The following is a 21698-nucleotide window of genomic DNA, read 5'->3' as shown; positions in this document are numbered from 1 at the left end:
GATTCACGCCGCTTTCAAGGCCAGCGTTCGCCGCATTAAGCGGTAGCCGCCGGCCGCCACCAGCAATACGATCAGTCCGGCGGTGAGCGTGATGCTGAAGCCGGCCGTTATCCCTATGGCATCGATCGCCAGGCCCGCCAATGCGGCGCCGAGCGCCACGCCTATCCCCAGGCCGGTGACCATCCAGGTCAACCCCTCCGTCAGCCGGGAGGGCGGCACGATGTTTTCAACCAGCCCCATGGCAACGATCATGGTCGGCGCAAAAAACAATCCGGCGACAAACATCGCCGCCGCCAGCGTCAAGACATTGTGCACCCACAGCAGCGGCAAGGTGGTGAAAGCGGTGGCGAACGCCGCGTATAAGAACAGACGAGGCAAGGGGACGGGGATCTTCATTGCGCCGAAAATCAGCCCGGCCAGGCAGGAGCCGAACGCGTAAACCGACAGTACGATGCTGGCGGCGGCCGGCTGCCCTTGCTGCTCGGCGAAGGCCACGCTGATGACGTCCACGGTGCCGACGATGGTGCCGAGGGCGATCAGCGCCAGCACCAGGATCTGCATCGACGGCATGGTCAGGATGGCGCGCTGCCGCTGGTTATTGTGGGCGTAAACCGGGGGCTGGGTGCTTTTTTGCGCGGCGAATGCCGCAACGCCCGCCACCAGAAGCAGCGCGGCCACCAGAGGGCCGGCCTCTGGGAAGAGTGAAACGCTAAGCCCCACGGCGATCGGTGGGCCGACGATAAAGGCCACCTCGTCCAATACGGACTCGAATGAAAATGCCGTGTGCAGCTGTGGCGTGCCGCGATAAATTTCGCTCCAGCGGGCCCTGACCATCGCGGAGATGCTGGGCATGCCGCCCGCGAGCGCGGCGAAGACAAACAGCGTCCAGTCCGGTGCCCGATAGTGGGTGCAGAGCAACAGCAGCAGCAGGGCGATCGCGCTGATCCCGGTGGCATACGGCAACACGCGGCTTTGGCCGTGACGATCCGCCGCGCGCGCGATTTGCGGCGCAAGCAGCGCCATGGAAAAGGCGAACGTCGCTGCCACCGCGCCCGCCAACCAATAGGACCCGCGTACCTGCGAGAGCATGGTGATGATGCCGATACCGGTCATCGAGACCGGCAGGCGCGCGATTAGACCGGCAGAGGAAAACGCCTTGCTGCCCGGGGCGTTGAACAGTTTGAAATAAGGATTTGCCATGGAAAGGGCTCCGGAATGTTGGCGGCTAGGTATTCGCTCAATGTCCATCATTGACATACGCCACGTATGTTACGTTAATTGACATACATGGCGTATGTCAATTATAACGTCATCAATAACGAGGCGGAGTGGACCCATGGCACGTAAAGCGCGCACCGAAATGATTGAAGAAACCCGACAAAAGCTGGTGGCGGCGGCCCGCCGACAGTTTGGCAGCGTGGGGTATGCCGAGACGGTGATGGATGAACTTACCGCGCAAGCCGGCATGACGCGCGGCGCGCTCTATCACCATTTTGGCGATAAAAAGGGGTTGTTCCTGGCGGTGGTGAAGGCGATTGACGCTGAAATGGATGCGCGTCTGGCCGACATTACCGCGAGTGCGGCGGATGACTGGGAGGCGTTTGCGGCGCGTTGTCGCGGGTATTTGATCATGATGACGGAGCCGCAAGCGCAGCGCATTCTGTTGCGCGATTCACCTTCGGTGCTGGGGGCCGAATATCTGCAGGCCAGCAAGCTGGCGTGCATTGTCTGGATGACGGGCGCATTGCAGGCGTTGATGGCACAGCGGCGCATCGCCGTCGCCGAGCCGGAATCGCTGGCGCATTTGCTCAATGGCGGCCTGATGGATGCCGCGCTGTGGGTCGCCCATCACCCGGAAAAAGACGCCGCGCTGGAGCAGGCCTTGGCCAGTTTGAACCTGTTGCTGAACGGACTGCGTTTCACCGCCGCCTGAGTTTCAATACCGGCCGCCGGCTTAAGGGTGAATGGCCGCAGGCTGGACGTTTTGCGCCAGCTGGATATTGTTGCGGCCGCTGTGCTTCGCCAGATAGAGCGCGGCGTCGGCTGCGCCGATCGCCGATTCGACGTCCAGTTTTTCCAGGGCCGAGATGCCGGCACTGAGCGTCAGCGTGTCGCTGTGTTGCGGGCTGGCGCCGTGCGGGATGTTCAGTTCCGCCACCCGCTGGCGAACCCGTTCGGCCAGCTGCGCCGCGTAGCCTTCGTGCACGTTGGTCAGCAGTACCAAAAACTCTTCTCCGCCGTAGCGCACCACGATGTCGCGCGAACGTACCGCATCGCGAATGGCGACCGCCACCTGCACCAGCGCCCGGTCGCCCATGGCGTGGCCGTAGCTGTCGTTGTAGACCTTGAAGTGGTCGATATCCAGCAGCAGCACGTAGTGGCGGCCGGTTTGCGGTTCGAGCAGCATATTGATCTTATTTTCCAGCCCGCGGCGGTTATAAAGGCCGGTCAGGGGATCGAGCATGCTCAAATTATTGAATTTGTCCCGCTCGTTATACAGGTTGGCCACCAGCGCGTGGGTAAAGATTTCACTGCGTTTCAACATCAGGTGATGAATGGAGAAAGCGATAATAGGTAATAGCGTGGTGAATAATATCCGCAGGGTATTATGCATGCCGTCTAAAGCCAGGATCACCATTGCGGAAGGCACGGCGTGTAAACAAAAGGCGGTAAAGTTATCCGTCAGAGAAATAGCGCTGATAAAAAAGATGCTGAACAAACTAATTAATAAAAAATCTTGGTTATTCGGCAAGCAATATTGACTTTTAACGTAAATATGTGCGGCCCACAGCAGGCCAAGCACGCTGGAAAACAGGTTGAGTTTGCACAAGTATTTCCGCGGCGTTTGCAGGGAAAATAGCGCCGTCGCCAGACAAAATAGCGGTATACATAATAAAGGTAGGGTAAATGCGGGCGTATCCCTAAAAGGGAACAATAACGTAAATACGGAAGAGGCGGCATTCATCACCAGAAAAAGAAATAATGCCAGGCGCTGCTTGCTGTTCAGTAATTCCTGATAAGAACGGGCGTTCATACGGAGGTCACTCTTTGCAAAGTCGTTCTGTCGAATAATTAAGGTTGAGAAGCATTCCTTTGGCGCGAATATCCACTTGAATTGCATGGTTGAGGATTGTGATTATTATCATGCAAACAGGACTAGGAATTTTCTTATGTCAAATTATCATTTTTTCATGCTGGTGTCATCTGGGTTTGGTCACCGCAGTGAAAATGATGCGGCGGCCAAAAAAGTGTTATATGATATTGGTTATCATTATCACTTAAAGGGGGTTGTCATGCTTACTGCCATGATTGCCGCGTGTGGACTGTGGGGCGTCAGCTGGTGCCTCGGCGATCGCTTGGCCAGCGCCTGGGGCGTTTTGCTGCCGTGCGCGCTGATGCCGCTGTTGGCCTTGATCGATCTGAATATGATGCAGTTACGCACCCTGATTGTGATAGCGATGTTGGCGACGCTGGTGATGCTGTTCAACAGCCGGCTGCGCCACTATCTGCTGCTGCCTTCCTGCATGGCGCTGGCGGGCGGCCTGGCGGCAATCAGCCTCAACTTCAGCTTCACGTAAACGCCGGAAACGGCAAAACCACGCTTAGGCGTGTTGTTCATCAATGCGTTGGGATTTTTTCGAGGACACTACCGGAGAGATCATCAATTGGTGCGAAGAGAGGGACTTGAACCCTCACGTCCGTAAGGACACTAACACCTGAAGCTAGCGCGTCTACCAATTCCGCCACCTTCGCACAGTCGATGTTGTTGCTTTGATTTATATTACGTCGCCAGCTTGGTGCGAAGAGAGGGACTTGAACCCTCACGTCCGTAAGAACACTAACACCTGAAGCTAGCGCGTCTACCAATTCCGCCACCTTCGCATCGATGCTGAGTGCAATATAAATCATGTGGTTATTTGGTGCGAAGAGAGGGACTTGAACCCTCACGTCCGTAAGGACACTAACACCTGAAGCTAGCGCGTCTACCAATTCCGCCACCTTCGCGTACCAGAAACATTACCGGAGTAACGTTACCACGGAGGCGAATTCTAGAGATTTTGGCGGACACGTCAACAGTTATTTCCCCGCTTTGCGGGCGTTTGCTGGAAAAACAGCCATATCGCCGCTTTTCTGCTGGTCAAACAGCCAAATCAGCCAATCAATCAACACCCTGACCCGTGGCGCCAGGAAACGGCCGGGCGGATACATGATGTAAATCGGCATCGGCGGGGGCGGCGTGTCCGCCAACACTTCCACCAGTTCGCCCCGTTTCAGCCAGGGGGCAAGCGAATAGCGCGCCGCCTGAATCAATCCCATGCCGGCCCGCGCGCCGGCGATGTAGGCGTCGGCGCCGCTGATGCTCAGCCGGGCGGGGAGTTCGCGCCGTTCCACCTTGCCGCCGCGGCAGAATTCCAGCGGATAATCGCGGTTGCTGGCCAGGGAGAAATACCCCACCGCGCGATGCGGCTGCAGGCTATCGATGTCGAGCGGCGTGCCGCAGGCCTGCAGGTAAGCGGGGGAAGCGCAGGTGACCTGCGGCAACTGGGCGATGCGCCGCGCCACCAGGCTGTCGTCTTCGGTTTCCCAGGCGCGCAGCACGCAGTCAACGCCTTCTCGCAACAGATCGACGTGGGTGTCGTTGGCGCCCAGCGCCAGGGTGATGTCGGGGTAACGCCGGTAAAAGTCGCCCAACGCCGGAATGACGATCTGGCGCGCCAGCGAATGGGGCATGTCGATGCGCACCTTGCCGGACGGTTGCAGCTTATGGTGGCTGAACAGCGTGTCCGCCTCCTCCAGCGCCCCCAGCAGCTGCACGCAGCGTTGATAGTAGAGGCTGCCTTCGCTGGTCACCTGCACCTGGCGGGTGGTGCGGATCAGCAGGCGCACGCCAAGCCGCTGCTCCAGCCGTTTTAACGCGTTGCTGACCGTGGCGCGCGGCAGCTGCAGCCGTTCGGCCGCCCGACTGAAGCTGCCCAGTTCGACGATGCGGGTAAAAATGCGCATGGCTTGAACCTGATCCATGTCCACTCCGGATTGTTGGTGATTTTGGAACAGTGATGTGCAATCTGCATTATTTATCTTTGTAGCGTAAACAACCAGACTTTGCTGCGTTATCCATTCACCGCATGAGGGCAGCACAATGCAACAACGTAAACTGGGTTCCCACGGTCCCGTCGTCTCCGCCCTGGGGCTGGGATGCATGGGCATGAGCGACTTCTACTCCACCGGCGCCGATAGGCAAGAAGCCATCGCCACGCTGCACCGGGCGCTGGAGCTGGGCGTCACGCTGCTCGACACCGCCGACATGTATGGCCCGCACACCAACGAAGAGCTGGTGGGGGAAGCGATCAAAGGCAAACGGCAACAGGTGTTCCTGGCCACTAAGTTCGGCATCCTGCGCGATCCGGCGGATCCTTCGGCGCGCGGCGTCAGCAGCCGCCCCGAGTATATCCGGCGCTCCGTCGAGGGCAGCCTGCGGCGCTTGGGCGTGGAGGAGATCGATCTTTATTATCAGCACCGGGTCGATCCGCAGGTGCCGATCGAAGACGTCATCGGCACGATGGCGGATCTGATCCGCGAAGGCAAGATCCGCCATATCGGCCTGAGCGAGGCGTCGGTGGCCACGCTGGAGCGGGCGCACAAGGTACATCCGATCACGGCGCTGCAGACCGAGTATTCGCTGTGGACGCGCGACGCCGAGCAGGGCGTGCTGGCGGCCTGTGAGCGACTGGGGATCGGTTTTGTGCCTTACAGCCCGTTAGGGCGCGGTTTCCTCACCGGCGCTATCCGGCGGCCGGAGGATCTGGCCGAGGACGATTTCCGCCGCGGCAACCCGCGTTTCCAGGGGGAAAACTTCGCCCGCAACCTGGCGCTGGTGGAGAAGTTGGGGGAGCTGGCGGCGCAGAAGGGCGTCAAGCCTTCACAGCTGGCGCTGGCCTGGGTGTTGGCGCAGGGTGAGCACATCGTGCCGATCCCCGGCACCAAACGCCGTCGCTATCTGGAAGAGAACGTCGCGGCGGCGGAGATAACGCTGAGCGCGGCCGAGCTGGCGGCGATCGAAGCGGTGTTCCCACTGAGTGCGGCGGCCGGCGAACGCTACGGCGCCGAGTCGATGACCTATATCAACGGCTAAAAAAAAGCGCGGCCTCCGGCCGCGCTCTGTCGTTTTCCGCCAACGGCGAATTATTTCTTCTTCGGCGCGCGCGGCGGGCGGCCGACGGTGGCCTGATACACCTTGAAGCGGCCGTTCTGCGCCAGCACTTCGTGGCTGCCGAAGGTGGCGTCCAGAATGTCCGGGTACGGCAGGAAGGCGTTGGCGACGATGCGCAGCCGGCCGCCGATCGGCAGGTGCTTCACCGCGCCGCGGATCAGGGTCTCGGCAGCGGTCAGGCTGGTCTGCAGCCCGTCGTGGAACGGCGGGTTGGAGATGATCATGTCGAAACGGCCGGTGATGTCGGAGTAAACGTTGCTGACGATCACTTCGCCTTCGATGCCGTTGGCGGCCAGCGTCGCGCGGCTGGACTCCACCGCGGCGGCGTTGACGTCACTGAGGGTCAGTTTCACCTTCGGCGACAGCTTGGCCATCACCGAGGCCATCACGCCGGCGCCGCAGCCGATGTCCAGCACCTTGCCTTTCATGTGTTTTTCCAGCGTCGACAGCAGCAGTGAGCTGCCGACGTCCAGGCCGTCGCGGCTGAACACGCCCGGCAGCGTTTTCACTTCCAGATCGTGCAGCTGATAGCTGTCCCACCAGTCGTTCAGGTCGAATTCGGTCTGCGCGTCCAGGCGGCCGTGATACAGGCCACAGCGGCGCGCGCTGTCGATTTTCACCAGCGCAACGTGGCCTTCCAGCGTTGGCTCGGCGCTGCGCACGCCGCTGCGGTTTTCACCGACCACGAACACGTCCACGCCTACCGGCAACAGCGCCAGGATGTTGCACAGCTGGAATTGCGCTTCCTGCTTGCTCTTCGGCCAGTAGTAAACCAGCGTGTCGCAGTCGGCGACGAAAGCGGGATCGACGGTCAAACCGAACTGCACGTTATCGCCCATCGTCCGGTTCAGTAACTGCCAGTGATGGTAATGCTGAGTGTGGACGCGCACGTCCGCGGCCTCGAATTGGGCCGGCAGGCTGTCCTGCAGGTCGCCGGCAAACAGCACGCGGCGTTCGATAAATTCATCACTGTGGCGCAGCATGACTTCACTGGCGGGGGTTAATGCAGACATCAGATATTGGCTCCTGGAAATGAGACCGGGGATTATAGAGCTTTGTGGCGATATGTTCGACGGGTTTGTTGGCGCGGGCTGCGCGGGTTTGTTAGCATAGCGCGGCGCATGGCAGGCATGGCGCACCACAACGGGTAGGAATCGGCATGGCATCAAAACGCGACTGGCTGTTACAACAACTGGGTATTACGCAGTGGACATTGCGCCGCCCGAGCGTGTTGCAGGGCGAAGTGGCGGTCAGTCTGCCGCCCGAGGCGCGCCTGCTGGTGGTGGCGCAGACGCTGCCCGCACCCGACGATCCGCTGTTTTGCGACGTGCTGCGCAGCCTGGGGCTGACGCCGGCGCAAACTTACAGCCTGACACCGGAACAGGCGGCGATGCTGTCTGAAGAGACCGCATGCAACAGTTGGCGGCTGGGCGTGGCGGAACCGCTTGCGGTCGCCGGCGCGCAGCTACACAGCCCGGCGCTGGCCGAGCTTTCCCAAGACGCGGGGGCCAAACGCGCCCTCTGGCAGCAGATTTGTCATCATGAACACGATTTCTACCCTGACGGCGGCCGATCTGGCCACGGCCTTCACCATTGAGCAAGCCAGCCACGCTTTTCCCTGGACGGAAACCACCTTCGCCAGCAATCAGGGCGATCGCTACCTTAACCTGAAGCTGAGCGCCGACGGGGCGATGGCGGGGTTCGCCATCACGCAGATCGTGCTGGACGAAGCCACGCTGTTCAACATCGCCATTCATCCGCAGTATCAGCGCCGGGGCTTTGGCCGCCTGCTGCTCAACGCGGTGATCGAACAGCTGGAGAGCCGCGGCGTGGTTACGCTGTGGCTGGAGGTGCGCGCTTCCAACCAGGCGGCGATCGCACTGTATGAAGATCTCGGTTTCAACGAGGTCACCGTGCGCCGCAATTATTACCCGAGCGTCCACGGCCGCGAAGACGCGATCGTGATGGCGCTGCCGCTGGCGTAATCTAAAACATCCTGTTTATTGTTTGCATTCCCTTTTACAACTAAAAAGTTGTTTCTTCATTAATTTACATCAAAAAAGTTGTTTTTCACTGTCTAGACAACTAATTTGTTGTTTATTGCTGGTGAGACAATCAATGCGTTGTTTGGAGGCGCGGATGAGAAAATTATCCGAAGTATCAGCGTTGCTGAAAGAAAAACGCAGTGAGCTGGGTTGGAGTCAAAAAGACTTTTTAATGAAGATTGGCATGACCCAACAGCAATACCAGCGTATTGAAGCGGGGAGCGATATGCGGGTAAGCACGTTGCTACGCATATTGGCGGCGATGAATTTGGAATATGTCATCGTGCCAAAAAAGTCTGCCCGTGATGTGGAGTGCCTGCTGCAACAGGAAGTGAGTAGCGCACCGGAAGTCGGTAAGCCGCAGGGTTTTGAAAAAAAACTGAAAGATCTCGAGGACTAGCTGATGAAAGGGCTGCGACAGGTTGAATCGGTACAGGCATTAGCCTTGATATTGCATGGCGTGCGTGTTGGCGTGCTGGCGCATTACAGCGGCGGCAGAAACATCCTGACGTTTGATCCACACTACCTCGCTTTGCCGGAGCGTGTTCGTCCTTTGTTTACGCTCAGGCAGAAGGCGCACGCGGGGTATCTTGAGCAAGTTTTACAGTCATCGCAGCGTCTGCCGCCCGTTTTATCCAACTTGTTGCCCGAAGGCGCACTGCGCGCTTGGGTGGCTCAGTCATTGAAAGCCCATGTGAATGAGGAGTTTCCTTTAATTGCCTGGGCCGGTGGAAACTTGCCGGGAGCGCTTGAAGCACGGCCGCTGGCTGCCAGTGACATACCCGCCTGGGCGTTAACGTCGCGCGGCGAGTTGGAAGCCGTGCAAATTGATGTTGGGATGGAGGCGCAAAAGTTTTCTCTGGCAGGGGTACAAATGAAATTTTCCTCTGTGCGTAAAGAGGGTCGCTTCAACATTTCTTCTCAGGTGGGCGCTGATAGCTGGATCATTAAAACGCCTTCAACGGTTCATCGTCATCTCCCTGAAAATGAATATACGGCAATGCGTTTGGCGCAAGCCATCGGCGTGGATATTCCTGATATTGAGCTGGTTGAACTGACACGACTTGAACACTTGCCTGATATTCGCTTGGCGGATGAACCCTATGCTTATGCCATCCGTCGTTTTGACCGCAGCGAAAGCGGGCGAGTGCATGCAGAAGATTTTGCCCAGATATTCGAGATTTACGCGCACGATAAATATCGCGGCAAAAATTACGATCAAATAGCGGCTTATCTCTATGAGTATGGCAGTGAATCTTTAGCGGATGTGCAGCAAATGGCGCGCCGTCTGTTGGCGAATATTTTGCTCGCCAATGGCGATGCGCACGTAAAAAATTGGTCCATGTTCTATCCAAACCAGACTGATATCCGGCTTTCTCCCGCTTATGACATCGTCACTACGTTGGCTTATATTCCTGGTGAGTCTGAGGCTGCGCTCAATATGGCGAAGGAAAAGCGCTGGGATAGGATCTCAATGCAAACCTTCGAGCGCTGGGCTGAGCGGGTCGATATTCCCTGGTCTGCGATACGGGTGCACCTGGTGGATGCCATCGACAAGGCGCGAAATTTGTGGCCGGCCTTATTGGAAGAGCTGCCTATGGCGGACGATCACAAATCGGTATTGCGCCGGCATTGGGCCGCTTTGTCTCCCGATTTCCGCCTGCGTTAGCGGGAAATCGGATCCATTGATTGTCACCGGTTGGCAAATCGGCGAAAATGCCCGGCTGTTATCTTTTATTCACCGCTTTGCCCGGCGCCGCGATCGGCGCGTTCTGATGATGTCGCAGGGCGGACTAACCGTAGAACCTGAAAACCATGTCTCCTAGTGAATTTGCCCGCGAAGTCTCCAAAAGAAGAACTTTCGCCATCATCTCGCACCCCGATGCCGGTAAAACCACCATTACCGAAAAAGTGCTGCTGTTCGGACAGGCGATCCAGACCGCCGGTACGGTAAAAGGCCGTGGCTCCAGCCAGCACGCCAAATCCGACTGGATGGAAATGGAAAAGCAGCGTGGGATCTCGATCACCACCTCCGTGATGCAGTTCCCGTACCGCGACAGCCTGGTCAACCTGCTGGACACCCCGGGGCACGAAGACTTCTCCGAAGATACTTATCGCACCCTGACCGCCGTCGACTGCTGTCTGATGGTGATCGACGCCGCCAAGGGCGTTGAGGATCGTACCCGTAAGCTGATGGAAGTTACCCGTCTGCGCGACACGCCGATCCTGACCTTCATGAACAAACTGGACCGCGACATCCGCGATCCGATGGAAGTGATGGATGAAGTCGAGCGCGAACTGAAGATCGCCTGCTCGCCTATCACCTGGCCGATCGGCTGCGGCAAGCTGTTCAAGGGCGTTTACCACCTGTACAAGGATGAAACTTACCTGTACCAGACCGGTAAAGGCCACACCATCCAGGAAGTGCGCATCGTCAAAGGCCTGAACAACCCGGAGCTGGATGCGGCGGTGGGTGAAGATCTGGCGGCGCAGCTGCGCGATGAGCTGGAGCTGGTGCAGGGCGCTTCCCACGAGTTCGATCAGGAGGCCTTCCTGAGCGGCGAGCTGACCCCGGTGTTCTTCGGTACCGCACTCGGTAACTTCGGCGTGGATCACATGCTGGACGGCCTGGTGGCCTGGGCGCCGGCGCCGATGCCGCGTAAAACCGACACCCGTGAAGTGACAGCGGCGGAGGAGAAATTCACCGGCTTCGTGTTCAAGATCCAGGCCAACATGGATCCGAAACACCGCGACCGCGTGGCCTTTATGCGCGTGGTGTCCGGCCGCTACGAGAAGGGCATGAAGCTGCGCCAGGTGCGCACCGGCAAAGACGTGGTGATCTCCGACGCGCTGACCTTTATGGCCGGCGACCGTTCGCACGTGGAAGAAGCCTACCCGGGCGACATCATCGGCCTGCACAACCACGGCACCATTCAGATCGGCGATACCTTCACCCAGGGTGAAGACATGAAGTTCACCGGCATCCCGAACTTCGCGCCGGAACTGTTCCGCCGCATTCGCCTGCGCGATCCGCTGAAGCAGAAACAGCTGCTGAAGGGGCTGGTACAGCTGTCCGAAGAGGGCGCGGTGCAGGTGTTCCGCCCGATTGCCAACAACGATCTGATCGTCGGCGCAGTCGGTGTGCTGCAGTTCGACGTGGTGGTGGCGCGGTTGAAGAGCGAGTACAACGTGGAAGCGTTGTACGAGTCGGTCAACGTGTCGACCGCGCGTTGGGTCGAGTGCGGCGATGTGAAGAAGTTCGAAGAGTTCAAGCGCAAGAACGAGCTCAACCTGGCACTGGACGGGGGGGACAACCTGTCCTACATCGCGCCGACCATGGTGAACCTCAACCTGACGCAGGAACGCTATCCTGACGTGACCTTCCGCAAAACCCGCGAACACTGATAATTCTGCAGGGCGCCCAGTGCGCCCTGCATGCTTCTCCTAACCTCACTGCGCTAATTAATAAATCTTCCTCATATTTTATCCTGCGAACCGTTATCGCCAGGCGATGTTCGTTCGGCCTGCGTTTTCCGTCTGATGGTCTATCTTTAACGAGATGTCCGCACATTGCTTGAGAGTAAATCACTGCAATACGCTATTTGTTTGGTGAGTTATTCTGATGTGTTGCCGATAGGAGACAGTCAGTGTCTTTAAATATCAATGAGATAGCTATATTTCAGTTTTGTGTAACTTAGCCTGTCGCCAATAAGCGACAGTTTTTTGGCTAAAAATACGACTTATGGATTTTTTTCTTTGATTTTTAAAGTGTTTTTTGAGTTGGCACGGCCGTTGCAATACTCCTGTCGTGAACGCTTAATCGTATAGCGATGATGAAGTATTTACCGAGAAGGCCGCGTGAAGGTGGCCGCAGGGTTCCGGCGCTCTGGCGCTGCGGGCCCCCAACAAAAGGAAGAGATCGATGAAAAAGACCAAATTTGCACACTCGCTGATGGCTGTCGTATTGGGTTCTGTTTTGGTAAGCGGCAGTGCGCTGGCCGAAGACAGTCTGCTCAACAAGGCGTCTAACGCCGCGGATAGTGCCGGTGCCAAAATCGATAGCTCCATGAAAAAAGTTGACGGTTACATGGATGACAGCGCGATAACGGCTAAAGTTAAAAGTGCGTTGGTGGACGATAAGAGCATCAAAAGCACTGACATTTCGGTGAAAACCGAAAAAGGCACCGTGACCCTGAGCGGGTTCGTCGGCAGCCAGGCGCAGGCGGAGCATGCGGTCGCGGTCGCCGGTAAGGTGGAAGGCGTCAAGACCGTCAGCGACAAGCTGCATGTGAAAGATGAAGCCAACCAATCGATCAAATCGTATGCCGGCGACACCGCCACCACCAGCGAGCTGAAAGCCAAGCTGCTGGCCGATGACATCGTGCCGTCGCGCAATGTGAAAGTGGAAACCACCGATGGTGTGGTGCAGCTTTCCGGTGAGGTGAAAACGCAGGCGCAGTCTGAACGTGCCGAAAGCATCGCCAAGGCCATCGACGGCGTGAAAAGCGTGAAAAACGACCTGGTGGTCAAGCAGTAATTCCGCCAGGCGCCCGTAACAAGCAACAACAAGCCGCATCTGTCGGGCCGTGAAGGCGGCCCGGCATGTAACACCAAAAAAAGAAACTGATTTGCCGTCGACGTCCCGTTGTTGGGGTGGTAGATGGCAGCGAATTTTTTCACAATGGTAAGGAGAAGCTTATGTTTCGTTGGGGCATTATCTTTTTAGTCATCGCGCTTATCGCTGCGGCGCTGGGGTTCGGTTCGTTGGCGGGCACCGCTGCCTGGGCGGCTAAAATCGTGTTCGTTGTCGGCATCATCCTGTTCCTGGTCAGCCTGTTCACCGGCCGCCGGCGCCCTTAGCCGGCAGGCATTTTCCCGTAAACTGTAACAAAGCTTAACTCCTTTTCTCACGTCGGGGAGGGCCGGCCATGAACAGCGACATCATCGTCGGGCGCTGGAAACAGCTGAAAGGCCAGGTATGGCAGGCGTGGGCAGAATGGTCCGGCAGCGATTATGCCTGGCTGGCCGGCAGCAATGATTTCCTCGCCGGCGTACTGCAAGAGGATTACGGAAGAGAGCGAGACGCGGTATCCTCGGAGAAAACGTCTCACTGAGGATGCCAAGTTGGGATACAGAATACCCATCACGCTCGGCAATATAGAACCGCTGTCGTCTAAACCCTTTCGGCCAGGCAAGATGGCGCTGGTCTGCGAAGGTGGCGGCCAGCGCGGCATTTTCACCGCCGGCGTGCTGGACGAGTTTCAGCGTGCGGGCTTTAACCCTTTCGATCTGCTGATCGGCACGTCGGCCGGTGCCCAGAATCTGTCCGCCTATATCTGCGGGCAGGTGGGTTACGCACGTCGGGTGATCACCCGTTACACCACTTCTGCCCAATTCTTCAATCCGCTGCGCTTTGTGCGCGGCGGGCATCTCATCGATCTCGATTGGTTGGTCGATACGGCAGCGGCGCAGATGCCGCTGGCGATGGACGTGGCGGAACAGCACTTTACCGACGGGCGAGAATTCCTGCTGTGCGCCTGCCGCAGCGATGACTTTGAGCCGACCTATCTGCCGGCGCAGCGCGAACGCTGGCTGCCGGCCATTAAAGCGTCCAGCGCCATTCCCGGTTTTTATCGCCAGGGCGTAGAGTTGGACGGCGTCAGCTATCAGGACGGCGGCATCAGCGATGCTATTCCGGTGGAAGAGGCCTATCGCCGTGGCGCCGACACCATCGTGGTGATCCGCACCGTGCCTTCGCAGATGTACTACACCCCGCAGTGGATGAAGCGCATGGAGCACTGGCTGAGCGACAGCAGCCTGCAGCAGATGGTGCGCATCCTGCAGCATCACGAGCAAAGCTATCACCGCATCCAGCGCTTTATCGAGAAGCCGCCGGGCAAGCTGCGTATCTTCGAAATCTTTCCGCCGAAGCCGCTGGCCAGCAATGCGTTGGGCAGCCGACTGGGGTCGCTCAATCAGGATTATCACCTGGGACGCCGCTGCGGCCGCTACTTCCTGGCCACCGTCGGCCAGTGGATGGCGCAGCCGGAGCCGGACGGCATGAAGGTGAAAAAAGCGCTGTCGCGCCGCCTGATCCAGCCGGAGAACGTCAGAATGCCTTCGCCGATCGTGACCGATATCGTCATGCCGTCCGATCTGGGCGCGCAGCCGGAGGCCGCGGTAGCGGCGCCGAAGATCATTCTGCCGGGTGATTTGCCGCCGGGTGAAGGGGGGGCGCTGTGAGTTACGCCTTCACCGATACTCACTGCCATTTCGATTTTCCGCCCTTTACCGGGCATGAGACCGAGAGCCTGACGCGGGCGGCAAGCGCCGGCGTGCAGCGCATCATCGTCCCGACGGTCACCGCCGATCGCTTCGCCCGGGTGCTGCGGCTGGCGCAGGATCACGCGCCGCTGTTCGCCGCGCTGGGGCTGCACCCGCTGTATATCGCGCAGCATCATGAGCCGCAGCTGGAACAGCTGGCGGCGCTGTTGGCCGAACGGCCGCACAAGCTGGTGGCGGTGGGGGAGATCGGGCTCGATCTGTATATGGACAACCCACAGTTCGAGCGCCAGCAAAGCGTGCTGCTGGCCCAGCTGAAGCTGGCGAAACGGCATGACCTGCCGGTGATCCTGCATTCGCGCCGCACCCACGATCAGCTGGCCGCGGCGCTGCGGCGCATGCAGCTGCCGCGTCGCGGCGTGGTGCACGGCTTCGCCGGCAGCCTGTCGCAGGCGCAGGCCTTTATCCGCCTCGGCTATTACATCGGCGTGGGCGGCACCATCACCTATGAGCGGGCGCAGAAAACGCGCGGCGTGATGGCGCAGTTGCCGCTCGAGGCGCTGCTGCTGGAGACCGATGCGCCGGACATGCCGCTGGCCGGCTATCAGGGGCAGCCGAATCGCCCCGAACGCGCCGCCGAGGTGTTTCAGACGCTGTGTGAACTGCGGCCGGAACCGGCTGACGAGATCGCCGCCCACCTGCAACGCAATACCCAAACGCTGTTCGCCATGCCAAATTGAGGTCAACATAACGTGACTTGCGTCACGTTATAAGATTTTCATTTGCGTCTCGTTGTATACATTTGTGACATAAATCGGTGCGAGGGTGACCTCGCTCAGTATAATCCCCCCCGAAACACTCCAATAGCAGACCTCTCTTCATGAGCAGGGATGTACTTTATTTTTTGCAACAGGGAAACTTTGCATGCAACTCATCATGAGTCTGGTCGGCATGGCGGTGCTGATCGCCATTGCGGTGCTGCTCTCCAGCAACCGCCGGGCCATCAAACTGCGCACCGTCGTGTGGGCGTTCATCATTCAGATCGGCATCGGCGCGCTGGTACTGTATGTGCCGCTGGGCCGCAGCATCCTCGGCAGTATGTCTAACGGTGTGGCAAACGTTATCGCCTACGGCAATCAGGGCATTTCGTTCATTTTTGGCGGGCTGGTGTCCGACAAGATGTTCGAGGTGTTCGGCGGCGGCGGCTTCGTGTTCGCGCTGCGCGTTCTGCCGGTGATCGTGTTCTTCTCCTCGCTGATTGCGGTGCTGTACTACCTCGGCATCATGCAGTTGGTGATCCGCGTTCTGGGCGGCGGTTTGCACAAGCTGCTGGGTACCTCGCGCACCGAATCGCTGTCGGCGACCGCCAACATTTTCGTTGGCCAGACCGAAGCGCCGCTGGTGGTGCGCCCGTATATCGCCACCATGAGCCAGTCAGAATTGTTCGCCGTGATGTGCGGCGGCCTGGCCTCGGTAGCCGGTTCGGTATTGGCGGGGTACGCGCAGATGGGCGTGCCGCTGGAATACCTGATCGCCGCGTCCTTCATGGCCGCGCCGGGCGGGCTGCTGTTCGCCAAGCTGATGGTGCCGGAAACCGAGCAGACCCACGATAAAGACGATGCGATGAAACTGATCGCCGAAGAAGAGCGTCCGGCCAACGTGATCGACGCGGCGGCTTCCGGCGCAGCCTCCGGCATGCAGCTGGCGCTGAACGTCGGTGCGATGCTGTTGGCGTTTATCGCGCTGATCGCCTTGCTTAACGGCATTCTCGGCGGTATCGGCGGCTGGTTCGATTATCCGCAGCTGTCGCTTGAACTGATCCTCGGTTGGGTGTTCTCACCGATCGCCTTCCTGATCGGCGTGCCGTGGAGCGAAGCGATGACCGCCGGTTCGTTTATCGGCCAGAAGATCATCGTCAACGAGTTCGTCGCCTACATGAACTTCGGCGCCTATCTGCGCCCGGACGACGTGGTGGCGGCGGAAGGCCTGCAGGTGCTGTCGACGCATACCAAGGCGATCATCTCCTTTGCGCTGTGCGGTTTCGCCAACCTCTCTTCGGTGGCGATCCTGCTGGGCGGTTTGGGGAGCATGGCGCCCAACCGTCGCCATGACATCGCGCGCTTCGGTCTGAAGGCCGTGGCGGCGGGCACGCTGTCCAACCTGATGAGCGCCACCATCGCCGGTTTCTTCCTGGCGCTGTAAGCCATCCCTGAGCCCGCGACGGCGCGACCGATCGCGGGACTCTGCCTATACTCTAAGCAACGCGGGTGCTTGCCGCACCCGCGATCTTCAGCCGCTTCTTTAGCGAATTTGTGAACGATATCGCGTTATTTTGTGATGCTCTTCACATATAATTCCGGTCTGTTACAGTGCTATTTCATATAGTGTGATGATGAACGCGAATCGCCCTCGGCATTCGTGTTCAAATAGCTATTACTGGCCGGCCGCAAGGCGGGTGGCCATGTGCGGTGAGAAGGATCTCAGTTGCCGCCGCGGGAACGGCGTTCCCCAGCGCTATCTTCATGGAACCAAGTCCGCTCGCCAACACCCAGGTACTCAGTTGGAGAGTTTTATGACCGAATTAACCGCAGCAGCGCAACGTGCGCTGAACCTGATGGATTTAACCACGCTGAATGATGATGACACCGACGAGAAAGTGATCGCCCTCTGTCGTCAGGCCAACAGCCCGGCCGGCCACACGGCGGCCATCTGCATCTATCCGCGTTTTATCCCGGTAGCGCGCAAGGCGTTGCGTGAGCAAGGCACGCCGGACATCCGTATCGCCACCGTGACCAACTTCCCGCATGGCAACGACGATATCGACATCGCGCTGGCGGAAACCCGCGCGGCCATCGCCTATGGTGCGGATGAAGTGGACGTGGTGTTCCCTTACCGCGCGCTGATCGCCGGCAACGAACAGATCGGCTTCGAACTGGTGAAACAGTGCAAGCAGGCTTGTCAGGCGGCCAACGTGCTGCTGAAAGTGATTATCGAAACCGGTGAGCTGAAGCAGGCCGACCTGATCCGCAAAGCGTCCGAGATCGCCATCAAGGCTGGTGCGGATTTTATCAAGACCTCCACCGGCAAGGTGCCGGTCAACGCCACCTTGGAGAGCGCCGAGCTGATGATGTCGGTGATCCGCGATATGGGCGTGGCGAAGACGGTGGGCTTCAAGCCGGCCGGCGGCGTGCGCACCGCGGAAGACGCGCTGCATTATCTGCAACTTGCCGATCGTATTCTGGGCGAAGGCTGGGCCGACGCGCGGCATTTCCGCTTTGGCGCTTCCAGCCTGTTGGCCAGCTTGCTGACCACGATGGGCCACCAGACCCAGACCGCCGGCGGCGGCTACTGATCGATTTCGTTGGCGGGCGCCAGGCGCGCCCGTCTGCACCGACTCTCGGCGACACAGGGGGATGCCTTGTTCCTGGCTCAAGAAATTATTCGTAAGAAACGCGACGGCCAGCCGTTAAGCGAAGCGGAAATCCGCTTTTTCATCAACGGCATTCGCGACAACGTGGTGTCGGAAGGGCAGATCGCCGCGCTGGCGATGACCATTTATTTCCATGACATGAGCATGCCGGAGCGCGTGGCGCTCACCATGGCGATGCGCGATTCCGGCACCGTGCTGGACTGGAAGAGTCTGGCGCTGAACGGCCCGATCGTCGACAAACATTCGACCGGCGGCGTGGGCGACGTGACCTCGCTGATGCTTGGCCCGATGGTGGCGGCCTGCGGCGGCTATGTGCCGATGATCTCCGGCCGCGGCCTGGGACATACCGGCGGTACGCTGGACAAGCTGGAAGCCATTCCGGGCTTCAATATTTTCCCGGACGATAACGCCTTCCGCAAAATCATTCAGGACGTCGGCGTGGCGATCATCGGCCAGACCAGCTCGCTGGCGCCGGCGGACAAACGTTTCTACGCCACCCGCGACATCACCGCCACTGTGGATTCGATCCCGCTGATCACCGCCTCTATTCTGGCCAAGAAGCTGGCGGAAGGGCTGGATGCGCTGGTGATGGACGTGAAGGTTGGCTCCGGCGCCTTTATGCCGACCTATGCCCTGTCGCAAGATTTGGCGCAGGCGATCGTCGGCGTGGCCAACGGCGCGGGCTGCAAGACCACCGCGCTGCTGACCGACATGAACCAGGTGCTGGCCTCCAGCGCCGGCAACGCGGTGGAAGTGCGCGAAGCGGTGCGCTTCCTGACCGGCGAATACCGCAACCCGCGCCTGCTGGAAGTGACGCTGGCGCTGTGCGTGGAGATGCTGCTGTCCGGCGGCCTGGCGCAAGACGAGGCCGACGCGCGCGCCAAACTGCAGGCGGTGCTGGACAACGGCAAGGCGGCGGAGGTGTTTGGCCGCATGGTGGCGGCGCAGCAAGGGCCGATAGACTTCGTCGAACGCTACGATAGCTATCTGCCGGCGGCAACGCTGAGCAAGCCGGTGTATGCTGAAACCCCGGGCATCATCAGCGCTATGGATACCCGCGCGCTGGGCATGGCGGTGGTTTCGCTGGGCGGCGGCCGCCGCCGGGCGAGCGACGCCATCGATTACAGCGTTGGCCTGACCGAGGTGGCGCGCCTGGGCGAGAAAGTGGATGCCCAGCAGCCGCTGGCGATGATCCACGCCAACGATGAAGAGAGCTGGCAGCTGGCGGCCGATGCGGTGCGCAGCGCAATGACGCTGAGCGACAAGGCGCCGGAAGCGACGCCGGTGGTGTATAAGCGCATCACTCAAGCGTGATAACCCTCGTCTTTCAAGCCGTAGCGTTGTTGGCTGCACGCGTGCACCCCAGTCACTTACTTGAGTAAGCTCCTGGGGATACACGCACTAGCCGCCTAGCTACAATTTGAAATCCATTGGGTATAAATTTAGAGAATAAGGGCGATTGCAGTTTTGCGATCGCAATAGCGTGAGAACACGCAGGAGAGCACAAATGAAACGTACATTTATTATGGTATTGGACTCCTTCGGTATCGGTGCCAGCGAAGACGCCGAACGTTTTGGCGACCAGGGTTCCGACACCCTGGGCCACATTGCCGAAGTTTGCGCGCGCGGTGAGGCCAACGTGGGCCGCCAGGGCCCGCTGACGCTGCCTAACCTGAGCCGTCTGGGCCTCGGCAAAGCGGCGGAAGAGTCCACCGGCAACTTCCCGCAGGGGCTGGATCGCAACGCCGACATCATCGGCGCTTACGCTTACGCCAGCGAGCTCTCTTCCGGTAAAGACACGCCGTCGGGCCACTGGGAAATCGCCGGCGTGCCGGTGCTGTTCGACTGGGGCTACTTCACGGAAGAGCACAACAGCTTCCCGCAGGCGCTGCTGGACAAGCTGGTCGAGCGCGCCAAGCTGCCGGGTTACCTGGGCAACTGCCACTCGTCCGGCACCGTGATCCTCGATCAGCTGGGTGAAGAGCACATGAAAACCGGCAAGCCGATTTTCTACACCTCCGCTGACTCGGTGTTCCAGATCGCCTGCCATGAAGAAACCTTCGGCCTGGATCGCCTGTATGAGCTGTGCGAAATCGCACGTGAAGAGCTGACCGAAGGCGGTTACAACATCGGTCGCGTGATTGCGCGTCCGTTCGTCGGCGATAAGCCGGGCAACTTCCAGCGCACCGGCAACCGTCACGATCTGGCGGTAGAGCCGCCGGCGCCGACCGTGCTGAAAAAGCTGGTGGACGAGAAGGGCGGCGAAGTGGTGTCGATCGGTAAAATCGCCGACATCTACGCCAACGTCGGCATCACCAAGAAGGTGAAGGCGACCGGTATCGATGCGCTGTTCGACGCGACCCTGATTGAAATGGAAAAGGCCGGCGACAACACCATTGTGTTCACCAACTTCGTGGACTTCGATTCCTCCTATGGTCACCGCCGTGACGTGGCCGGCTACGCCGCCGCGCTGGAGCTGTTCGATCGCCGCCTGCCGGAGCTGCTGAAGCTGGTGAAAGACGAAGACATCATCATCTTCACCGCCGACCACGGCTGCGACCCGACCTGGCCGGGCACCGACCATACCCGCGAGCACATCCCGGTGCTGGTTTACGGCCCGAAAGTGAAGCCGGGCTCGCTGGGCCACCGCGAGACCTTTGCCGACATCGGCCAGACCGTCGCCAATTACTTTGGCCTGTCGCCGATGGATTACGGTAAGACCCTGTTCTAAGCCCTGTCTTTCAAGCCGCAGCGTTGTTAGCTTCACGCGTGAACCCCAGTCACTTACTCAAGTAAGCTCCTGGGGATTCATCCGCTAGCTGCCTGGCTGCAACTCGACATTCAAGGCTTAGATGTTTGACGTTTTTATTAAATAAGATTTCTAAAGGAAGAAAATTATGGCTACGCCGCACATTAATGCTGAGATGGGTGATTTCGCTGACGTAGTACTGATGCCGGGCGATCCGCTGCGTGCAAAATACATCGCCGAAACCTTCCTGGAAGGCGCAGTGGAAGTGAACAACGTGCGCGGCATGTTGGGCTTCACCGGCACCTACAAAGGCCGCCGCATCTCCGTAATGGGCCACGGCATGGGCATCCCGTCCTGCTCCATCTATGCGCGCGAGCTGATTGCCGAATTCGGCGTGAAGAAGATCATTCGCGTTGGTTCCTGCGGCGCGGTGCGTGACGATATCAAACTGCGTGACGTGGTGATCGGCATGGGCGCGTGCACCGACTCCAAGGTGAACCGCCTGCGCTTCAAGGACAACGACTTCGCGGCAATCGCCGACTTCGACATGGTGCGCAACGCGGTCGACGCGGCGGCGGCGCAGGGCATCCCGGCGCGCGTGGGCAACATCTTCTCCGCCGATCTGTTCTACACCCCGGATCCGGACATGTTCCAGGTGATGAAGAAGTACGGCATCCTGGGCGTGGAAATGGAAGCGGCCGGCATCTACGGCGTGGCGGCGGAGCTGTACGAAGAGTTCGGCTGCAAGGCGCTGACCATCTGCACCGTGTCCGACCACATCCTGCGTCACGAAGCGACCACGGCGGCGGAACGCCAGACCACCTTTAACGAAATGATCGTTATCGCGCTGGAATCCGTGCTGCTGGGCGACAAAGCGTAATACCCCGGCGGGCGTCATCATGGCGCCCGCCCGTCAATCTATTCATTCCGCTTGGCCAGTTTTGGCTAACGCTTTACCTTTCTGCCGTTTAACGCTATTAC

At 59.3% G+C, this 21698-nt stretch carries 22 protein-coding genes and 3 tRNA genes; 18 read left to right on the top strand and 7 right to left on the bottom strand.

Annotated elements, in window-relative coordinates; translation table 11 throughout:
* Nucleotides 1-3: 3 nt before the first annotated feature.
* Entirely contained in the window at nt 4-1200 is a 1197-nt protein-coding gene (locus tag FHU12_RS18720) for an MFS transporter (RefSeq protein WP_141971094.1), read from the bottom strand.
* A 136-nt stretch (nt 1201-1336) separates the two neighbouring features.
* Between FHU12_RS18720 and FHU12_RS18715 the strand changes: the two genes are divergently transcribed.
* Complete coding sequence (locus FHU12_RS18715; protein ID WP_141971092.1) at nt 1337-1933, top strand: TetR/AcrR family transcriptional regulator; 597 nt, start codon at nt 1337-1339, stop codon at nt 1931-1933.
* 21 nt (nt 1934-1954) lie between these two features.
* On the opposite strand, the gene FHU12_RS18710 is transcribed toward FHU12_RS18715, so the two are convergent.
* Entirely contained in the window at nt 1955-3034 is a 1080-nt protein-coding gene (locus FHU12_RS18710; RefSeq protein WP_141971090.1) for a GGDEF domain-containing protein, read from the bottom strand.
* Nucleotides 3035-3293: 259 nt separating this feature from the next.
* Between FHU12_RS18710 and FHU12_RS18705 the strand changes: the two genes are divergently transcribed.
* Nucleotides 3294-3578, top strand: coding sequence for a DUF1435 domain-containing protein (locus tag FHU12_RS18705; RefSeq protein ID WP_141971089.1), 285 nt, complete (start codon nt 3294-3296; stop codon nt 3576-3578).
* A gap of 88 nt (nt 3579-3666) precedes the next feature.
* Here FHU12_RS18705 and FHU12_RS18700 read toward each other — a convergent pair.
* The 4 genes from FHU12_RS18700 to FHU12_RS18685 all read right to left on the bottom strand — a co-directional run bounded on the left by FHU12_RS18700 (nt 3667) and on the right by FHU12_RS18685 (nt 5022).
* Nucleotides 3667-3753: transfer RNA gene (locus FHU12_RS18700), tRNA-Leu, on the bottom strand.
* A 42-nt stretch (nt 3754-3795) separates the two neighbouring features.
* Nucleotides 3796-3882: transfer RNA gene (locus FHU12_RS18695), tRNA-Leu, on the bottom strand.
* Nucleotides 3883-3918: 36 nt separating this feature from the next.
* Nucleotides 3919-4005 (bottom strand) — tRNA-Leu (locus FHU12_RS18690).
* Between the two features lie 72 nt (nt 4006-4077).
* The gene (locus tag FHU12_RS18685) at nt 4078-5022 is read right to left on the bottom strand and encodes a LysR family transcriptional regulator (RefSeq protein WP_141971087.1); all 945 of its coding nucleotides are present in this window, start codon (nt 5020-5022) and stop codon (nt 4078-4080) included.
* 118 nt (nt 5023-5140) lie between these two features.
* On the opposite strand from FHU12_RS18685, the gene FHU12_RS18680 reads away from it, so the two are divergent.
* Nucleotides 5141-6133, top strand: coding sequence for an aldo/keto reductase (locus FHU12_RS18680; RefSeq protein WP_141971085.1), 993 nt, complete (start codon nt 5141-5143; stop codon nt 6131-6133).
* 50 nt (nt 6134-6183) lie between these two features.
* On the opposite strand, the gene rsmC is transcribed toward FHU12_RS18680, so the two are convergent.
* Nucleotides 6184-7224 (bottom strand): 16S rRNA (guanine(1207)-N(2))-methyltransferase RsmC, encoded by a 1041-nt coding sequence (gene rsmC / locus FHU12_RS18675; RefSeq protein ID WP_141971084.1) that lies wholly within the window; start codon nt 7222-7224, stop codon nt 6184-6186.
* A gap of 146 nt (nt 7225-7370) precedes the next feature.
* Here rsmC and FHU12_RS18670 point away from each other — a divergent pair, with 146 nt between their 5' ends.
* The 15 genes from FHU12_RS18670 to deoD all read left to right on the top strand — a co-directional run bounded on the left by FHU12_RS18670 (nt 7371) and on the right by deoD (nt 21597).
* Nucleotides 7371-7808 (top strand): DNA polymerase III subunit psi, encoded by a 438-nt coding sequence (locus FHU12_RS18670; protein WP_141971082.1) that lies wholly within the window; start codon nt 7371-7373, stop codon nt 7806-7808.
* On the top strand, nt 7753-8196 hold the full coding sequence (gene rimI / locus FHU12_RS18665; RefSeq protein WP_141971081.1) for a ribosomal protein S18-alanine N-acetyltransferase: 444 nt from the start codon (nt 7753-7755) through the stop codon (nt 8194-8196). Before FHU12_RS18670 ends, rimI begins: the two co-directional genes overlap by 56 nt.
* A gap of 154 nt (nt 8197-8350) precedes the next feature.
* The gene (gene relB, locus FHU12_RS18660; protein WP_185742328.1) at nt 8351-8656 is read left to right on the top strand and encodes a type II toxin-antitoxin system RelB family anti-toxin; all 306 of its coding nucleotides are present in this window, start codon (nt 8351-8353) and stop codon (nt 8654-8656) included.
* 3 nt (nt 8657-8659) lie between these two features.
* Entirely contained in the window at nt 8660-9925 is a 1266-nt protein-coding gene (locus tag FHU12_RS18655; protein WP_141971078.1) for a type II toxin-antitoxin system HipA family toxin, read from the top strand.
* A 146-nt stretch (nt 9926-10071) separates the two neighbouring features.
* Nucleotides 10072-11661, top strand: coding sequence for a peptide chain release factor 3 (gene prfC / locus FHU12_RS18650; protein WP_141971076.1), 1590 nt, complete (start codon nt 10072-10074; stop codon nt 11659-11661).
* Nucleotides 11662-12178: 517 nt separating this feature from the next.
* The gene (osmY, locus tag FHU12_RS18645; protein ID WP_141971074.1) at nt 12179-12793 is read left to right on the top strand and encodes a molecular chaperone OsmY; all 615 of its coding nucleotides are present in this window, start codon (nt 12179-12181) and stop codon (nt 12791-12793) included.
* Nucleotides 12794-12954: 161 nt separating this feature from the next.
* On the top strand, nt 12955-13116 hold the full coding sequence (locus FHU12_RS18640) for a DUF1328 domain-containing protein (RefSeq protein ID WP_004857650.1): 162 nt from the start codon (nt 12955-12957) through the stop codon (nt 13114-13116).
* Between the two features lie 68 nt (nt 13117-13184).
* A complete protein-coding gene (locus tag FHU12_RS18635) occupies nt 13185-13370 on the top strand; it encodes a CsbD family protein (protein ID WP_060422311.1) in 186 nt (61 codons plus the stop codon).
* Nucleotides 13371-13380: 10 nt separating this feature from the next.
* The gene (locus FHU12_RS18630) at nt 13381-14499 is read left to right on the top strand and encodes a patatin-like phospholipase family protein (RefSeq protein ID WP_141971072.1); all 1119 of its coding nucleotides are present in this window, start codon (nt 13381-13383) and stop codon (nt 14497-14499) included.
* Nucleotides 14496-15278, top strand: coding sequence for a TatD family hydrolase (locus FHU12_RS18625; protein WP_141971070.1), 783 nt, complete (start codon nt 14496-14498; stop codon nt 15276-15278). The genes FHU12_RS18630 and FHU12_RS18625 overlap by 4 nt, the downstream gene beginning before the upstream one ends.
* 184 nt (nt 15279-15462) lie before the next feature.
* Complete coding sequence (locus tag FHU12_RS18620; RefSeq protein ID WP_038630188.1) at nt 15463-16740, top strand: NupC/NupG family nucleoside CNT transporter; 1278 nt, start codon at nt 15463-15465, stop codon at nt 16738-16740.
* A gap of 370 nt (nt 16741-17110) precedes the next feature.
* Nucleotides 17111-17890: a deoxyribose-phosphate aldolase gene (deoC, locus tag FHU12_RS18615; protein WP_141971068.1), complete on the top strand. Its 780-nt coding sequence runs from the start codon at nt 17111-17113 to the stop codon at nt 17888-17890.
* Nucleotides 17891-17956: 66 nt separating this feature from the next.
* Nucleotides 17957-19282, top strand: a complete 1326-nt coding sequence (deoA, locus tag FHU12_RS18610) for a thymidine phosphorylase (RefSeq protein WP_141971066.1) — start codon at nt 17957-17959, stop codon at nt 19280-19282.
* 193 nt (nt 19283-19475) lie between these two features.
* A complete protein-coding gene (gene deoB, locus FHU12_RS18605; RefSeq protein ID WP_141971065.1) occupies nt 19476-20699 on the top strand; it encodes a phosphopentomutase in 1224 nt (407 codons plus the stop codon).
* A 166-nt stretch (nt 20700-20865) separates the two neighbouring features.
* Nucleotides 20866-21597, top strand: coding sequence for a purine-nucleoside phosphorylase (gene deoD, locus FHU12_RS18600; RefSeq protein ID WP_141971063.1), 732 nt, complete (start codon nt 20866-20868; stop codon nt 21595-21597).
* Nucleotides 21598-21698: the final 101 nt, after the last annotated feature.

Source organism: Serratia marcescens (assembly GCF_006715005.1).
GTDB classification, from domain to species: domain Bacteria; phylum Pseudomonadota; class Gammaproteobacteria; order Enterobacterales; family Enterobacteriaceae; genus Serratia; species Serratia montpellierensis.
The sequence above is the reverse complement of the archived record's forward strand: the minus strand, read 5'-3'. Positions and strand labels throughout refer to the sequence as shown.

Coding starts and splice junctions, on each gene's coding strand:
- FHU12_RS18720 (WP_141971094.1), bottom strand. CDS start 1,200: ATGGCAAATCCTTATTTCAAACTGTTCAACGCCCCGGGCAGCAAGGCG.
- FHU12_RS18715 (WP_141971092.1), top strand. CDS start 1,337: ATGGCACGTAAAGCGCGCACCGAAATGATTGAAGAAACCCGACAAAAG.
- FHU12_RS18710 (WP_141971090.1), bottom strand. CDS start 3,034: ATGAACGCCCGTTCTTATCAGGAATTACTGAACAGCAAGCAGCGCCTG.
- FHU12_RS18705 (WP_141971089.1), top strand. CDS start 3,294: ATGCTTACTGCCATGATTGCCGCGTGTGGACTGTGGGGCGTCAGCTGG.
- FHU12_RS18685 (WP_141971087.1), bottom strand. CDS start 5,022: ATGGATCAGGTTCAAGCCATGCGCATTTTTACCCGCATCGTCGAACTG.
- FHU12_RS18680 (WP_141971085.1), top strand. CDS start 5,141: ATGCAACAACGTAAACTGGGTTCCCACGGTCCCGTCGTCTCCGCCCTG.
- rsmC (WP_141971084.1), bottom strand. CDS start 7,224: ATGTCTGCATTAACCCCCGCCAGTGAAGTCATGCTGCGCCACAGTGAT.
- FHU12_RS18670 (WP_141971082.1), top strand. CDS start 7,371: ATGGCATCAAAACGCGACTGGCTGTTACAACAACTGGGTATTACGCAG.
- rimI (WP_141971081.1), top strand. CDS start 7,753: ATGAACACGATTTCTACCCTGACGGCGGCCGATCTGGCCACGGCCTTC.
- relB (WP_185742328.1), top strand. CDS start 8,351: ATGAGAAAATTATCCGAAGTATCAGCGTTGCTGAAAGAAAAACGCAGT.
- FHU12_RS18655 (WP_141971078.1), top strand. CDS start 8,660: ATGAAAGGGCTGCGACAGGTTGAATCGGTACAGGCATTAGCCTTGATA.
- prfC (WP_141971076.1), top strand. CDS start 10,072: ATGTCTCCTAGTGAATTTGCCCGCGAAGTCTCCAAAAGAAGAACTTTC.
- osmY (WP_141971074.1), top strand. CDS start 12,179: ATGAAAAAGACCAAATTTGCACACTCGCTGATGGCTGTCGTATTGGGT.
- FHU12_RS18640 (WP_004857650.1), top strand. CDS start 12,955: ATGTTTCGTTGGGGCATTATCTTTTTAGTCATCGCGCTTATCGCTGCG.
- FHU12_RS18635 (WP_060422311.1), top strand. CDS start 13,185: ATGAACAGCGACATCATCGTCGGGCGCTGGAAACAGCTGAAAGGCCAG.
- FHU12_RS18620 (WP_038630188.1), top strand. CDS start 15,463: ATGCAACTCATCATGAGTCTGGTCGGCATGGCGGTGCTGATCGCCATT.
- deoC (WP_141971068.1), top strand. CDS start 17,111: ATGACCGAATTAACCGCAGCAGCGCAACGTGCGCTGAACCTGATGGAT.
- deoB (WP_141971065.1), top strand. CDS start 19,476: ATGAAACGTACATTTATTATGGTATTGGACTCCTTCGGTATCGGTGCC.
- deoD (WP_141971063.1), top strand. CDS start 20,866: ATGGCTACGCCGCACATTAATGCTGAGATGGGTGATTTCGCTGACGTA.